Source organism: Arcobacter defluvii, from assembly GCF_013201725.1.
GTDB classification, from domain to species: Bacteria; Campylobacterota; Campylobacteria; order Campylobacterales; family Arcobacteraceae; genus Aliarcobacter; species Aliarcobacter defluvii.
This window is the reverse complement of record NZ_CP053835.1, coordinates 1,248,087-1,264,094: the sequence shown is the minus strand read 5'-3', so window position 1 is coordinate 1,264,094 and position 16,008 is coordinate 1,248,087. Positions and strand designations below refer to the sequence as shown.

At 26.6% G+C, this 16,008-nt stretch carries 17 protein-coding genes; all 17 read left to right on the top strand.

Going from position 1 to position 16,008, the window contains the following annotated elements:
- Window positions 1–109: 109 nt before the first annotated feature.
- The 17 genes from ADFLV_RS06360 (at window position 110) to ADFLV_RS06280 (ending at window position 16,007) form a co-directional block, all read left to right on the top strand.
- A complete protein-coding gene (locus ADFLV_RS06360) occupies window positions 110–814 on the top strand; it encodes a type IV secretion system protein (RefSeq protein WP_129012107.1) in 705 nt (234 codons plus the stop codon).
- Between the two features lie 50 nt (window positions 815–864).
- Window positions 865–1,152: a hypothetical protein gene (locus ADFLV_RS06355; protein WP_129012108.1), complete on the top strand. Its 288-nt coding sequence runs from the start codon at window positions 865–867 to the stop codon at window positions 1,150–1,152.
- Window positions 1,153–1,198: 46 nt separating this feature from the next.
- Window positions 1,199–2,143, top strand: a complete 945-nt coding sequence (locus ADFLV_RS06350; RefSeq protein ID WP_129012109.1) for a TrbL/VirB6 family protein — start codon at window positions 1,199–1,201, stop codon at window positions 2,141–2,143.
- Window positions 2,144–2,255: 112 nt separating this feature from the next.
- Entirely contained in the window at window positions 2,256–2,423 is a 168-nt protein-coding gene (locus ADFLV_RS06345; RefSeq protein WP_164968547.1) for a hypothetical protein, read from the top strand.
- Entirely contained in the window at window positions 2,423–3,142 is a 720-nt protein-coding gene (locus ADFLV_RS06340; protein WP_129012110.1) for a VirB8 family type IV secretion system protein, read from the top strand. Before ADFLV_RS06345 ends, ADFLV_RS06340 begins: the two co-directional genes overlap by 1 nt.
- Window positions 3,139–4,023 carry a P-type conjugative transfer protein VirB9 gene (gene virB9, locus ADFLV_RS06335; protein WP_129012111.1) on the top strand — a complete coding sequence of 295 codons (885 nt, stop codon included), beginning with the start codon at window positions 3,139–3,141 and terminating at the stop codon, window positions 4,021–4,023. Before ADFLV_RS06340 ends, virB9 begins: the two co-directional genes overlap by 4 nt.
- A complete protein-coding gene (gene virB10 / locus ADFLV_RS06330) occupies window positions 4,013–5,185 on the top strand; it encodes a type IV secretion system protein VirB10 (RefSeq protein ID WP_129012112.1) in 1,173 nt (390 codons plus the stop codon). The genes virB9 and virB10 overlap by 11 nt, the downstream gene beginning before the upstream one ends.
- Before the next feature lie 30 nt (window positions 5,186–5,215).
- Window positions 5,216–6,220 carry a P-type DNA transfer ATPase VirB11 gene (gene virB11 / locus ADFLV_RS06325; RefSeq protein WP_172658817.1) on the top strand — a complete coding sequence of 335 codons (1,005 nt, stop codon included), beginning with the start codon at window positions 5,216–5,218 and terminating at the stop codon, window positions 6,218–6,220.
- Entirely contained in the window at window positions 6,204–8,036 is a 1,833-nt protein-coding gene (locus ADFLV_RS06320) for a type IV secretory system conjugative DNA transfer family protein (RefSeq protein WP_129012114.1), read from the top strand. Before virB11 ends, ADFLV_RS06320 begins: the two co-directional genes overlap by 17 nt.
- A gap of 363 nt (window positions 8,037–8,399) precedes the next feature.
- A complete protein-coding gene (locus ADFLV_RS06315) occupies window positions 8,400–9,086 on the top strand; it encodes a hypothetical protein (protein ID WP_129012115.1) in 687 nt (228 codons plus the stop codon).
- A 24-nt stretch (window positions 9,087–9,110) separates the two neighbouring features.
- A complete protein-coding gene (locus ADFLV_RS06310) occupies window positions 9,111–9,296 on the top strand; it encodes a hypothetical protein (protein ID WP_129012116.1) in 186 nt (61 codons plus the stop codon).
- Complete coding sequence (locus tag ADFLV_RS06305; RefSeq protein ID WP_129012117.1) at window positions 9,296–10,357, top strand: toprim domain-containing protein; 1,062 nt, start codon at window positions 9,296–9,298, stop codon at window positions 10,355–10,357. The genes ADFLV_RS06310 and ADFLV_RS06305 overlap by 1 nt, the downstream gene beginning before the upstream one ends.
- Complete coding sequence (locus ADFLV_RS06300) at window positions 10,354–10,566, top strand: hypothetical protein (protein ID WP_129012118.1); 213 nt, start codon at window positions 10,354–10,356, stop codon at window positions 10,564–10,566. The genes ADFLV_RS06305 and ADFLV_RS06300 overlap by 4 nt, the downstream gene beginning before the upstream one ends.
- Window positions 10,542–14,138 (top strand): immunoglobulin-like domain-containing protein, encoded by a 3,597-nt coding sequence (locus tag ADFLV_RS15110; protein WP_216833237.1) that lies wholly within the window; start codon window positions 10,542–10,544, stop codon window positions 14,136–14,138. The genes ADFLV_RS06300 and ADFLV_RS15110 overlap by 25 nt, the downstream gene beginning before the upstream one ends.
- Window positions 14,138–14,656, top strand: a complete 519-nt coding sequence (locus ADFLV_RS06290; RefSeq protein WP_129011278.1) for a restriction endonuclease — start codon at window positions 14,138–14,140, stop codon at window positions 14,654–14,656. Before ADFLV_RS15110 ends, ADFLV_RS06290 begins: the two co-directional genes overlap by 1 nt.
- A gap of 184 nt (window positions 14,657–14,840) precedes the next feature.
- The gene (locus ADFLV_RS06285) at window positions 14,841–15,518 is read left to right on the top strand and encodes a TrbM/KikA/MpfK family conjugal transfer protein (protein ID WP_129011279.1); all 678 of its coding nucleotides are present in this window, start codon (window positions 14,841–14,843) and stop codon (window positions 15,516–15,518) included.
- Window positions 15,519–16,007 carry a lytic transglycosylase domain-containing protein gene (locus ADFLV_RS06280; RefSeq protein ID WP_129011280.1) on the top strand — a complete coding sequence of 163 codons (489 nt, stop codon included), beginning with the start codon at window positions 15,519–15,521 and terminating at the stop codon, window positions 16,005–16,007.
- Window position 16,008: the final 1 nt, after the last annotated feature.

The window sequence follows — 16,008 nt, the reverse complement described above, 5'->3', positions numbered from 1 at the left end:
TCGGATATGGCAAACTTATAAAATAGATCAAGCGAATGCGTAATCTATTTTATAAGGCAAACATACCGAAAACTCGAAGAGTTATAAATCAGAAAAGAATGGAGAAAAAATGAAAAAATATCTACTAAGTGCAATCTTGAGTACACAGTTATTATTTAGTGCTGGTATTCCTGTTATTGATGGAGTTGCAAATGCACAAGCAATGGCTCAGAATATAAAAACAATTGCAGAATGGGCAAAAGAAGCAGAAAGATGGGCAAATACTGTTACACATTATCAAGACCAGTTAAAAGCTTACGAAGATGAATTATTAAGTAAAACAGGTATTAGAGATACAGTAAGCTTTGTACAAGATTTAAACAGATTACAAAGTTATGCAAAAATTTATGGAAATGATTATTTAGATTTAGGTGCTGCATTAGCTAATAAGAACTCAATGGTTGGAAATCAAGCAAGACAATTATTTGATAAATACAATGTTTTTGATAGATGCTCAAGTAGTATTAATAAAGAAGCTTGTGAAAATAAACTAGAAAGAGAAGTAACAACAATAGCGACAGTTCAACAAACAAAAACACTTGTTGATAAATCAGCACAAAATTTAGAGAATTTATCAAAAAAAGTATCAAATACAGAAGATATAAAAGAAAGTCAAGATATTGCAAATGCAATAAATATTGAAATAGCTCAATTGCAAGTAGTTCAAATGAAAATGGATATGTTAGATAAACAAAATAATGCTGTTGATAAAAGTGAACAAGAACAAACAGAAAGATATTTTGCTTCAAAAGTTGGAGTGAAACCAAAATATTAATATTCATTTAGATAAAATGAATTATTAAATTATAAAAAAGAAGGTAATTCATGAAAAAAATTATATTAGGAACGGCAATAACATTAGCTATTTTATTATTATTAACTGGTTGTGGTGAAAGTGCAGAAGATAAAGCAAAACTAGAATTTAAAGAAAAGATGTTATCAATTAAACCTGAAAACTTTTTTATTGAAGTAGAAAAAACAAAAGATTTCTATGAAAAAGAGTATGGGATGAAGGCAAATGTATGGTTTGAAGAACTTAAAGAGACAAATGAATGGGAAGCTTTAGGAATTGAAGCTCTAAAATTACGAAGTGGTAAAGCACCAAAATATTAAAAAAAGGAGAACTTATGAAAATAGAATATAAAAATAAGTTAAAAAAATGGGATTCTTCGAATACTTAGGTGTATGGATAGATTCCCTTTTTGATTTTATAAAAAATTCTTCAAATACAGATGTTGTACAAATTCTTAGCACTTTAGTAGGATTAACAATCACGCTACAAATTATGTTTAAATCTTATCAGTCTTTTGCAGGTAAATCTAATGAGCCTGTGAAAGAGTTGATTTGGGATATTACGATTAGAGTTTTAGTAGTTGGTGTAGCTCTAAATTTAAATGGATACCTAGATACTATAAAAACAGGTATGGAAAATCTTCACAATATCATGTCGGGAAATACAAATTTATATGCAGAACTAGATGAAAAATTTAATGCTACGACGAATTTAATTTCAAAAATTTGGCATGAATATAGTTTTTTAAAATCTGGTCATTCAATCTTTGCAACAGGATTATCAATAATTTTAGTTTTTTTAGGTTTCTTGTTTGGAATAGTACCATCATTTTTAATTGTTGTTACAACAGGAATAACATTAAAAATCTTATTATTAATAGCTCCTATTGTTATTTTTGCTACATTATATCCTTGGTTCAAAAATGTTTTTACCCAATGGTTAAATATATTTATAACTAATCTTTTAACCGTATATATTGTTGGAATATTACTTAGTAAATTTACTGAGAAATATGGAGATTTTATTCAAAAAGCAGATAATAATTTCCAAACTTCAGATGTTTTAATTATTGGTTTTAATGCTTTAATAATGGGAACTCTTCTTGCTGGGCTTTTAAAAGTTGCAATATCTCTTGCAGATAAGATAGGAACTGTTAGTATAGAAACTTTATCCCAAAAATCTTTAACAAATAAGGATAATTTTACGAATGGAAAAGATGCATTAAACACTATGCAATCGACAATTTCAGCTCCAAAAGCTGGTGCAGATTTTATACTTAATAAAATGAAAGGGCTTAATTCTAAATTTTAAAATTGGTTTTAGAATATTAGATAAATAAAAAAGGTAGGACATTTGTTCTACCTTTTTTTATGTGTTAATTAATATTATTTAGTATTAATTAGTATTTATAATAAGGATAAAAATGAAATATTTAATTTTTTGTTTTTTAATTTTTTTATTTACAGGTTGTGCAGCAACAACAAATACTGCTCAAATTGTAGAAGAAAATAATAAAAAATTGTTTGATAGTAATAATTGGAAACCAATAAATAAAAATCCACTTATTGAAAATGAAAAGGTGATTAAATAATGAAAGAAAAAAAATATATAACTGAAAGTAATTATAAAGAAGATGATGCTTTAGATTACGAAACTTCTCGGAATTATTTAATTATTAGTAGTAACAAAAGAGCTTGGCTTGTAGCTGGAGCATCTCTATTTGTTGCTGTTTTGTTAGCTATTGCATTAGCAACATTAATACCTTTAAAAAGAGTTGATTTAGCAGTAGTTAAAGTTGATAAAAATGGCTTTATAGACATTATAACAAATTTAGATGAACAAATTATAACAAAAGATGAAGCACTAGATAAACATTTTATAGGTAAATATGTAAAAACTAGAGAACAATATTTTTATAATACTTTAAATCAAGATTATGAGAATGTTCAAATGTATTCAAATAAAGATGTATCAAATGTATATGTAAAACAAATGACAGAAACCAAAACTGGAAAGCTTGATACTTTAAAAAATAAATTTGAAATTGAAGCTGAAATTTTATCTATTGTTCTAAATGATAGCAATGGTACTAAAACAAGTACAGTAAGAGTTGAATTAAAAGAAAAAGATGTAACAACAAATTCAGTTGCTGTTATTACTAAGGTTATTACATTAACTTATGAATATATAAATTTGAAACAAAATGCAAAACAAAGATTAGAAAATCCTTTAGGATTTATAGTTAATTCTTATCGTATAGATGATGAAATAAAAAGAGTAGATGATGAAATAAAAGAGGAAAGTAAATGAAAAAAACAATTTTAATTTATTTTTTAACAATTACAATACTTTTTGCAATAGAAGTTCCTAAAAGTACAGTTTTTGATAAAAGAGTAGTTTATACTGACTTTAATAAAGATGATGTATTTCAAATATATGCAAAAAATGGATATACAACAGTAATCCAATTTGCAGATGATGAAAGGATTCTTGATATGGCTTCAGGTTTTTCAAATGGATGGGATTTTCAAGATAGAAGAAATTTTATATTTATAAAACCTAAAGCTTATGAATCAACTTTTGCAGTTGATGAATATGGTGAAACAGTAAAAAAAACAACAATAATTGAACCAACTCCGATTGAATGGAAAACAAATTTAATAGTTTTAACAAATAAAAGAGAATATATCTTTAATCTTGATTTAAATGTTGAAAAGAATAGCTTTTTTAAATTTACTTTTAATTATCCTTTAGAGAAATTAAAAAAAGAAGATATAAAACAACAACTTGCAAAAGCTGAGTCTGAAAAGCAAGATATTCAAGTAGAATTAAATAGAACAGCTGTTCCTCGAAATTGGGATTATTATATGAATATTAATCCTGAAAGCGAGAGTATTGCTCCTTCATTTGCATATGACGATGGTCTATTCACATATCTTGGATTTGACAATACAAAAGATATGCCCTCTATTTTTTTATATGAAAATGAAAAAGAGAGTATTTTAAATACTCATGTTAAAAAAGAAGGTAATTATGATGTTTTAGTAATTCAAAAAACAGCTAAACAGATGATTTTAAGAAGTGGTAAGAGAATAATTGGAATTTTAAATAAAAGTTTTGGAGTTAATCCTCTTGAAGATTTTAAAAATACTAATTCACCTAATATAGAAAGAGTTCTAAATGGAAAATAATACTAATAATGAAGAATTATCTATTAAAAAAGAAGAAATAAATATTATGAATCATAATAAAAGTGAATTAGTTGATAATAAAAATTCAACTGTAAAAAAATTACAGTTTTATATAATTATGATACTTGGTTTTATAGTTACTATTTTGATTATTTATTCATTATTTAAAAATATTATAATTAATTATAATAAAAAAGATGAAGTAAAAAAGATAGAGACGGCTAATGTAAAGGTTCTAAAAAAAGAAGATATTCCTTTAGAAAAAACTATATTATTTCCACCAGCTGAATGGAAAACTAAAGAAGTTGAAGATAAAAAAGAAGAAAAAATAGAAACTACTGACAATATGTTTTCAGTAACACCTAAAGAACCTCTTTTTAAAGCAAAAATAATAAAAGGTTCAACGGGTACTTTAGTTATTAATAATAATGATTTAAATTCCAAAGAGCAGAACAATTATAAACAACAAATAGATGAGTTAGTTGCTAATCAACAAAATATTAAAGAAGAAGATAGTAATAAAAATTTTACAGGGGATACATTTGTTCCAACTGCTGCTAAAATGAATGAATTTAATCCTGATTTACTTTTGCCAAAAGGTTCTTTTATTAGTTGTAGTTTAGATACACGATTTGTTTCTGCTATTGAAGGAAATACATCTTGTACAGTTAGCAACAATATTTACAGTTCAAATGGAAATGTTCTATTAATAGAAAAAGGTTCAAAACTTTTTGGAAATTTTAAAGGTGGTGAAACAAACGATGGAACAAGTAGATATTTAGTTATTTGGCAAGAAGTAAGAACACCTAATCATTTAAGAATACCTTTATATAGTGGAGCAACAGATGAACTTGGAGCATCTGGACTTGAAGGAGAGATTGACCATAAATGGTTAATGAGATTCGGTAGTTCAATAATGTTAAGTGCCGTTGATGATTTATTTAATGTTTTAGCTTATAAGTTAACAAATTCTAATAATAATGATGATGATATAGATTATAGCGAGAACACAAGAGATAATGCTTCAAATATGGCAACAATTGCTCTTGAAAAATTTATAAATATAAAACCAACTATTTATAAACAACATGGTGATTTAATAGGTGTTTATGTAAATAGAGATGTTGATTTTTCAAAAGTTTACAAACTTGAAAAAAAGTAGTTCAAAATGAATGATAAAAACGAAAATAATATTTCAAGGTCTTTAAAAATACAAACAGAATCTATTTTTGGAGATTTCTTAGCCGATGATTCAATAAATGAAATATGTGCGAATGGAGATGGTAGCATTTGGACTCAAGATTATAATGGAATTTGGGAAGAGCATAAAAAAGAAATACCTTATAAGCAAATGTTAGCTTTTGCAGTTCCAGTTGCAAGTCATAAGGAAGATACTATAAAGGCTAATAAACCTATTTTATCTGCAACTCTAAACAATGGAGAAAGAGTACAGATAGTTGTTCCTCCTGTTACAAAAAAAGATATGTTATCAATTACTATTAGAAAACCATCTAAAACAAGATATACAATTGAAGATTATGAAAAACAAGGAATATTTAGTAATATAATACATGAAGATGATGTTCAATTAACTTTAGATGAAGTTAATTTATCTAAATTATATAATGATAAAAAATATAAAGAATTTATTACTGAAGCAGTAAGAATTGGAAAAAATATTGTTATTGCTGGAGCAACTGGGTCGGGTAAAACTACTTTTATGAAATCTCTAATTGATTTTATTCCTTTAGAAGAAAGATTAATAACAATAGAAGATACAGAAGAAATAGTTTTTTATAAACATAAAAATCATGTACAGTTATTTTATCCTTCTGAAGCAAAAGAAGGAGACCCTGTTACAAGTGCTATTTTATTAAAAAGTTGTCTGCGTATGAAACCTAATAGAATACTTTTAGCAGAGCTTCGAAGTGGAGAAGCTTATGATTATTTAAATGTTTTAAATTCAGGTCATGGAGGAAGTATTACTTCACTTCATGCTGGAAGTGTAAGAGAGACTTTTACACGACTTTCATTAATGATATTACAAAATCCACAAGGACAAAAATTACCCTTTGAAATTATCCAAAAAAACTTAAATGATGTAATTGATATTGTAGTACATATACAAGCACATAATGGTAAAAGAAATATAAGTGATATCTATTACAAAGGAGCTAAAGATGAAAAATATAAATAAAGGAAGTTTATTATTTTTTGTTTTCTCTGTAATATTTTTTACATATTTAACATCAGGTCTTTTAATCTTTTTTTTAAATGGATATTTTAATCTTAATTTATTCAAATTGATTAACAATAATTATGATTTATTATTTACTTATAAAGCAATTATTAATAATTATCCAAGAATTTGGGAAGCTATATTTTATAGTGCTTCATTTTATAGTGTAGTTTTTTTTATTTTAATACTTTTACCAAACAAAAAAAGCTTACATGGAGAAGCTCGTTTTGCAAATAGAAATGAAATAAAAAAGATGGGTCTTTTTCAAGACAAAGGTTTAGTTGTTGGAAAATTAGAAAGTGGTGAACTTCTTAAATGGAAGAGTAGTGAGTTTCTAGCTTTAGGAGCTCCTACAAGAAGTGGTAAAGGTGTTGGTATAGTTATACCCAACTTAATGGAATGGGAAGAAAGTTGTGTTGTTTTAGATATAAAACAAGAATGTTTCGATTTTTCAAGTAAATATAGAAGAGATATCTTAGGACAAGAAGTTTATTTATTTAATCCTTTTGACTTTAGAACTCATAGATACAATCCTTTAACTTATATAGATTTAGAAAATGAAACAACAAGAGATAATGACCTATTAGACTTTGTGAATTTACTTTATCCAGCTGATGGAGATAGTACAACAGTTTTCTTTAACCAATTAGCTCAAAATCTTTTTATAGGTCTTGCATATCTTTATAAAGATTTAGCACTAACAAAGAATGGAAGAGAATTTTTAGAGGAACATAATTTAAATGTCGAATGGTCTATGTGTGGTTTATTAAATTTAAGTGCTGGATTTGATTTATCAATTCCAAGTGAAGAGGAAGAAGATACAAAAATTACAGGGCTTGATGATACTTTTGAATATTTAGAACATTTAGAAATAATTTCTAAACCGACTAAAGAAAAATTGAATAGCTATTTTACAATAGATAGCCAAAATACTAAATCAGGAGTTATGAGTTCTTTTAATGCTCCACTAATGATATATAGGAATCAACCAATAACAACTGCAACAGCAACAAGTGATTTTGATTTAAGAGATTTAAGAAAGAAAAGAATGACTATTTTTATAGGTATAACACCTGATAAACTTGCTATTGCAAGACCTATTTTAAATATCTTTTTTTCGCAATTACTTAGTGTAAATACAAAAGAGTTACCACAAAAAAATCCTGATTTAAAATATACTTGTTTATTGTTATTAGATGAGTTCACAAGCATTGGGAATATGCCAATTCTTAAAAAAGGTGTTTCATATATTGCTAGTTTCCATTTAAGAATTTTGATGATATTTCAAGCAATATCTCAACTTGAAGCTAGAACTCCTGATGGATATGATAAAGAGGGAGCTAATACCCTACTTCAAAATATGGGAGTAAAAATTTATTACACACCTAACGAATTTGAAGAAGCTGAAAAAATTTCAAAAAGATTAGGAGATACAACATTTAAAGCAATTTCTAAATCTTATAATCACGGTAAGTTTTTAGAAGCTGGAAGTTCTTCTCATTCTGTTAGTGAACAAAAAAGAGCCTTAATGTTACCACAAGAACTTATGGAGTTATCACAAAGTAAAGCTTTATTAATGATGAATTATCAAAAACCTATATTATGTAATAAAGCTTTTTATTACAATGATGAATATTTTATTAATAAATTTAGACAAGTTTCACCTTTTATGAAAAGTATTAAAAATCCTAATCATAAAGATTGGGAAAAAATGCTTCAGTTAAATGAAACTAATATAGAGATTCCTATTCAAACACTAAATAATAATTCTTAGACCAATTAAAATTGGTCCAGGTATTATTTAAAATTAAAAAAATTCAGAACTTATAAATTTAATCTATTTTAATAGATCAAATATTTATAAGTTTTACAATATACGAATTTATAATACTTTACTAGAAAAACAAAATATTAAAAAATTAAACTTTTTAAAATATTAAAAGAAATAGAAATAATATAAAAAAAGGTGGGACTCTTTTGAGTTTCACCTTTTTTTATATCCAAATTTTATTTAGGAGGTGTGAAATGTGAAATTAAATTTTAAAACAGAAAAGAAAAAATTGGTGAAGCTTTAAAAAGTTTTAGATTATAGAATATTTTCGATGATTAGTCGATGATAAACAAGAAGGACAATAAAATGGCATTTATAGAATTAACAAAAGAAGAAAAACCAAAATTAGCAGTTCAAGTGAATAATTCTTTAAAATATAAAGATGCAGCTGGAAATTTACAAGATAGACAAAAAGTAACAGCTTTAATTAATATCGTAAAAGAAGCTGGACAAGTTGCAAATATGAATAAAGGAGCTGTTACGGTTTCTTTAAATACAGAAAAAGGTTATAAAAACTATTTTGTAAATAAAACAGATAAAGATGATATTGCTTTAGTACCAATGGATAAAACTTTACAAGAGGATAAAGACAATTTTATTTACTTCAATAAAAAAGTAGATATAAATAATCCTGATAAATATTTTTATAATATGAGTAAAGCTGGTAATGCTGAACAAGTTGTTGAAAGTATAAAAGTTACTGCAACTGATAAATCAGCTTACTTAGGTGCAAGAGTTACTCTAAAAAATGACGAAATTAAAGATTTATTAATTGATAAAGAATTTGATACTAATCAAAGACATACAGCAATAATTGGAAAAAATAAACTTGAAATTATATCAAATGGAGAGCTTCAAGCTAGAAGAGAATCAAAACAATCTCAAGAGCAAGATAAAAGTAAAGAAGCTCCAACCAAAGATACTGAAGATAAAAAAAAAGCATTTAAACCACAAAATAAATCAAAAGTAAAAGAACAAGATATAGAGAGATAATCTCTATATCATAAAGGCTTACAAATGTATAAAAAAGAAGATTATTCTAATTATACAGGGTATTCAGATTCTGACCCTACTCCTAGCCCTAAGCTTTTTGGAGAAAAATCTGAAACTAAAGAACGAACAAACACCCCTCCTCCTCCAGTTAAACAAAGAACTTTTAAACCTAAACAGAAAAATAAAAATCGTGGAAATTTTAGTAGATAATGGCTTTAAATGCAGATAAAGAACAAGTGATGAATGCAATTTCATCACTTGGCTACAAAGTATTTAAAAATGGTAGTTTCCATTGGAATAGTTCAGATACTCCTGATATGAAAATTTGTGATGATGGAAGTATTCATTGCTGGACTACTTCACCATTTAAAAAAATTTTAAAAACAACTATTGGTGAAAAGGTTATAAAAACAGAAAATTATGGGAATCATGGTGATTTAATAGCTTTTATACAACTCACAAATACTAATATGGATTTTCCTGAAGCTCAAGAAGAAGCTTACAAATTATTAAATTTAGAACTACCATCTTTAAATGCTTATGAAGGACATTATTCTAACACAATAAAAAAAGATGGTTTTATTAGTAAAGAGTTTATGAAAGAGTTTGAAAAGCAAAGAGTAGAAAACTTTGATAGGTACAAAGAGTTATTAAAAGAAGCCTTACCTTCTTTAAATTTTGATAAACAAAAAAAAATAGCATTAATGTACCAAATTGGCTATATAAAACAATCAGATAGATTATGTATGCCCATTCTTGATGACTATGGAAATATCTTAACCCTTTGGAAATATAACAAAAATCCTAAACCTTTTTTTAATACAGATGGCAAAGAAATTAAATTATCTAAAGTTTTATTTTCTAAAGGTAGAAAAAGAACGACTTTTAATCTTGCAGATTTAAAAGAGTATCGAAAAGATAAATCAATTGAAGTATATCTATGTGGGGGAGAAAAAGATGTTTTAAATATGGTTGGTAATGGTTATAGAGCTGTTACTTTAGGAGCTGAAAATAATGATATTCCAAAAGAACATTTGGAACTATTTAAAGATTTAAAAATCATAGTCGCTTATGACTATGATAAAGCTGGGCAAGAGGGAACAGCTAAGATGTTGGAACAATTAAAAAATGTTGCAAAAAGTGTAAAATCTTGGAACTGGGAAGATGAAGCAAAAAAACATAAATTGCAACTTTTTAAAGGTTTCGATATGACTGATTTATTAGTATTTATTAGTGAAAAGATTAGAAAAAATAAGGAAATAAAAATATGATTAAAAATATTGAATTATCTTTAAGTCTTAGGAGTTTAGAAATTCTAATAGAAGCATTAGTGGGAGAGATATCTTTCTTATCTTTTCAACAGATTGGGGAAGACAAAAAAAATATAATAAATGAATACAATGAAGTATTAAATGAGTTAAAAAATTTAGAAAAAAATCAATTAAAGGAAAAACTATGGCAACAATTGCAGGAAGTGTAAAAAGCTTATCAAGTGGAATTTTTCATGCAAAAGATGAAAATGGTAATATTAGAGTTTTACAAGAAGGTGATACAATCTATGAGAATGACACGGTTTATGGTGACAATGGAAATTCTTCATCATCAAAAATAGAAATTCTTCTTTCTGGAAATGATGTTATTGTTTTAAGTGAAGGTCAAAAACAATTAATAGATTCTTCTTTAATTGAAACAGCTTTTGGAACAGAAGAGTTGTTTTTTACAAGAGAAGGTTTAGATTTAAAAGCTGATGAACATAATTCAAATGCTGATGTTGATATAACGAATGAAGCGACAGCAGAAGGGCAAGAAACAGTTGAAGATAAAGATAAAAAAGAAGATGAATTTTTAGAGAGAGATGCTGCTGAAACAAATGTTGTTAGTAACCTAAGAACACAATCCTTTACACCAATTGAAGTATTTAAAAAAGATGTTGAAACAAAAAAAATAGTTACAAATACAGATAATCTTGAATCTAATGAGGAGCAAATTCTTGAACCTGAACCAGTTCCAACACCTGAACCTGAACCAGTTCCAACACCTGAACCTGAACCAGTTCCAACACCTGAACCTGAACCAGTTCCAACACCTGAACCTGAACCAGTTCCAACACCTGAACCTTATGTTACAAAGATAGTATTATCTGCTCCACATGAAGTAATTGAAGGTGATGAAATAATTGTTACTGCAACAGTTGATAAAGCTCCTAAAACTGATTTATATGTACTTTTAGATAATGAGCAGCTTATAACTATTAAAGCTGGTGAACTTTCAGGAAGTGTTACAACTACACTTTATACAGATGATAGATATATTCAAGGTGATAGAACTTATGATATTTCAATTTCAAATGCAGAAGGTGGAGGATATGAAAAACTTGATACAAGTTCTAAATTAGACATTATTGTCAAAGATGATGCAGATGTTACAAAGATAGTATTATCTGCTCCACATGAAGTAATTGAAGGTGATGAAATAATTGTTACTGCAACAGTTGATAAAGCTCCTAAAACTGATTTATATGTACTTTTAGATAATGAGCAGCTTATAACTATTAAAGCTGGTGAACTTTCAGGAAGTGTTACAACTACACTTTATACAGATGATAGATATATTCAAGGTGATAGAACTTATGATATTTCAATTTCAAATGCAGAAGGTGGAGGATATGAAAAACTTGATACAAGTTCTAAATTAGACATTATTGTCAAAGATGATGCAGATGTTACAAAGATAGTATTATCTGCTCCACATGAAGTAATTGAAGGTGATGAAATAATTGTTACTGCAACAGTTGATAAAGCTCCTAAAACTGATTTATATGTACTTTTAGATAATGAGCAGCTTATAACTATTAAAGCTGGTGAACTTTCAGGAAGTGTTACAACTACACTTTATACAGATGATAGATATATTCAAGGTGATAGAACTTATGATATTTCAATTTCAAATGCAGAAGGTGGAGGATATGAAAAACTTGATACAAGTTCTAAATTAGACATTATTGTCAAAGATGATGCAGATGTTACAAAGATAGTATTATCTGCTCCACATGAAGTAATTGAAGGTGATGAAATAATTGTTACTGCAACAGTTGATAAAGCTCCTAAAACTGATTTATATGTACTTTTAGATAATGAGCAGCTTATAACTATTAAAGCTGGTGAACTTTCAGGAAGTGTTACAACTACACTTTATACAGATGATAGATATATTCAAGGTGATAGAACTTACGATATTTCAATTTCAAATGCAGAAGGTGGAGGATATGAAAAACTTGATACAAGTTCTAAATTAGACATTATTGTCAAAGATGATGCAGATGTTACAAAGATAGTATTATCTGCTCCACATGAAGTAATTGAAGGTGATGAAATAATTGTTACTGCAACAGTTGATAAAGCTCCTAAAACTGATTTATATGTACTTTTAGATAATGAGCAGCTTATAACTATTAAAGCTGGTGAACTTTCAGGAAGTGTTACAACTACACTTTATACAGATGATAGATATATTCAAGGTGATAGAACTTACGATATTTCAATTTCAAATGCAGAAGGTGGAGGATATGAAAAACTTGATACAAGTTCTAAATTAGACATTATTGTCAAAGATGATGCAGATGTTACAACTGTATCTATTAATAAAATTGAAGTTCCTGAAGAAATAACTATATATAGAGCTAATTCTACGACTGAAAATACAGGGAAAAGTAATTTAGTATATCTTGAAAATAGAACTGATAATTTACTACTTCAAGGTTATATTAAAGATGATGAATTGTATCAAATAGAAATGAAAGATTTTTATATTAAAAATAACGCTTGGGGTAAAGATGAACAAGGTTCTTTTTTAGAATTTGTATTAACAATTCCTGAACCAATTACAAATGATTTAATCTTTTTAGCAAATAATTTACTTAAACCTAAAAATAGTTTTGAAGAAAATAGTAACAATACAGAATTTATTACTATTAAAGCTGGAGAAACAACGGGAATAGGTAAATATTATATTACAGAGTTTAAGGATTTACCTTATACGGATGAACCTAGAGAGTATGGAACAGGAGCAATTTTTGCAGAAGATGCTTCTTCTTCTAATTATTCTTCTTTTTTTAGTATTGGTGGTAATGATTTTAAATTAAACATTAATGGAGATTCTACTATTGATACAACAACAATTGATATTGCAGAGGTTATAGATAACATTGATGGAACAATGACTTTAAAAATAGAGTTATCCAATCCCCCTATTGAGAATGGTAGAATTGGAGGAAGTGGTAGCGTATCTTTTTTTGTAAATGGAGAACATTATAGAATACCTTTTGAGCATGGTGTACAAGAATATTATTTAACAATAGAAAAAAAATTTGATACAAATGGTTCTATAAAAATTACACATTTTAATGCAGATGCATATTTTGAAGATATAAGTATTCCTGATAAAATGGGAGATTCTAGTGTTGCTGTTATTATAAAACAAGGGTATGATACTTATGAAATTGAAACTTCAAATCCCCCTGATGGAAATAAATACAACTTTGTTAATACATTTCCTATTGCAACAATAGAAAAAACTTCTATTGATTATAGCAATAATGTAACTAAAGAAATTTATGAAGTTAATTTAGATAAGAATGGAAAAGGTACTTTAGTTATAAATACAGATAGTACACAAAAATCAACTAATTTAAAAATTTTAGAAATTGGTGGAAATTTTGAAAAAGTTGATTTTGTAAATAATGATATTAATTTAAGTAATTTAGAAAATATTATTACAGATAATAATATAAACTTGAGAAATGAGAAAATAGATAATGTTAATATTACTTTAGAAGATGTTTTAAAACTTGCTCCACAAAAAGAACTTACAATTAATTGTGATAATTTTGACAATTTAAATTTTAAAAATACTATTTCTAATGGAACGGAAAATAATTGGAGTAAAGCAACTGGTTCAGGTATTGATAGTGGATATGATATTTATACAAATAGTGGAGATTTAAGTATTCAAGTAAAAGTTGAGCAACCTATTTCAGATGGAATAACTAACTAATGTTAAATATTTTTATTTTTTTATATAAAAAAATTTTCTTTTTGTTTAAAAAAGAAAAATACTCTCATAAATGGAGAAAAGATTCAGCTCATAAAATTCTAAAAAGATTAGATACTTTAAATGAAGCCCAAATATTTGTATATTTAAGAAAAATTGACCCTTTTACAATGGAAGAACTTATCTTAACTGCATTAGAAAAAAGAGAAGATATTAAAATAGAAAGAAATACAAAATATACAGGTGATGGTGGTGTTGATGGAAGATTTTATCTTCTAAATAAAAATAGAAAACCTTTAAAATGTATTATTCAGGCAAAAAGGTATAGTTCTTTAATTAATCCAAAGCATTTAAAAGAATTTGCTAATCAAATTAATCAAGAAAATGCCTATTTAGGTTTTTTTATTCATACTGGGAGAACCAGTAAGAACTCTTTTGCTTATGCAAAAAGTATAAATAATTTAAGAATCATATCAGGACAAAGATTAATTAAATTAATCAAATTTGGTGCAATAGACTAAAGCCAAAAACAATATTTTATTCCTTTCGGTATAGCTTAATTTTAGTCGCTATTAGCAAGGTATTTTTTTTGATAAAGTATATCTCTATCTCTAAAAATTTCCAACCTTATAGCCCCTTAGGGGGCTTATTAATTTGAAACACATCTCAATATTATAATTCAATATCATAATAAAAGGAAAATATATGACAAAAATTATTGTTGGAGCAATTAGTGCTTCTTTTTTAACATTAAATTTAATTGCAGCAGAAAATGATTTTAAAGCAGAACTATTAACTGGTGATACAAAACTAGCTTGCGAAGCTATTTTATGTTTAAGTTCAAGTACAAGACCTAGTGAATGTAATCCCTCTTTAAATCACTACTTTAGTTTAAAAGCAAAGAAGTGGAAGAATACTGTTAAGTTACGAAGAAATTTTTTAAAACTTTGTCCTGATGGTGGAGATGAAATTGAAGATTTAGTATATAAAGATTATAGAGATAATTTTTTACCTAATGCAGCTGACCCTAGAGAATGTACAGCAGAATATTTAAACAAACAATTGGAGAACAAAGAAGAATTTTCTTATTTAGAAAATAAATTTTCTTTAAGTTATAGAGTTAATCCAAATATGCCAGCACCATGTATTACTTTATTTAAGCATCCATATACAGCTATTTCAAAACCAAATTATATTTGTACAGGAGAATTTTATACTTCTTTAGAATGGAAATTAAATGCTAAATTAATACGAATTTCTTATAAAGATTATACATATCTACCAAATTATGAGAAATATGAAATCTATATACCTGATGGCGAAGGTGGATATACAAATTATTATAAAAAAGTTCCTTTTTCAAAAACTTGCTGGATGGATTAGATGTTAGAAACTTTATTTATTGAAGAATGTAAAAATATAAATGTTCGAACTCCTGTAGTAAGTATGATTATAAAAGAAGAAAGTTCAAAAAATCCGTATTCAGTGAATGTAAATAAAAATGGAAAAAGTTTAATTTCATTTTCTCCAAAAACAAAAAATGAAGCTAAAAAAATCGCTCAAAATTACATAAATGCTGGATTTAGTGTAGATGTTGGATATATGCAACTTAATAGTGATAATTTTAAGCTGCTAAATATAACTTTAGATGATGCTTTAGACCCTTGCAAAAATTTATATTTTGCTTCAACCGTATTCTATAATTTTTACAAAGATACTAATAAAAAAGATAGCTACATCGATAGAGTTAAAAAAAGTCTTAGTGCATATAATACAGGTTCTTATGAATTAGGTTTTACAAATGGATATGTAGCCAAATATGATAAATATTTAGAAGAAAAATATAAACCTATGTTAATAAAAAATATTTAGG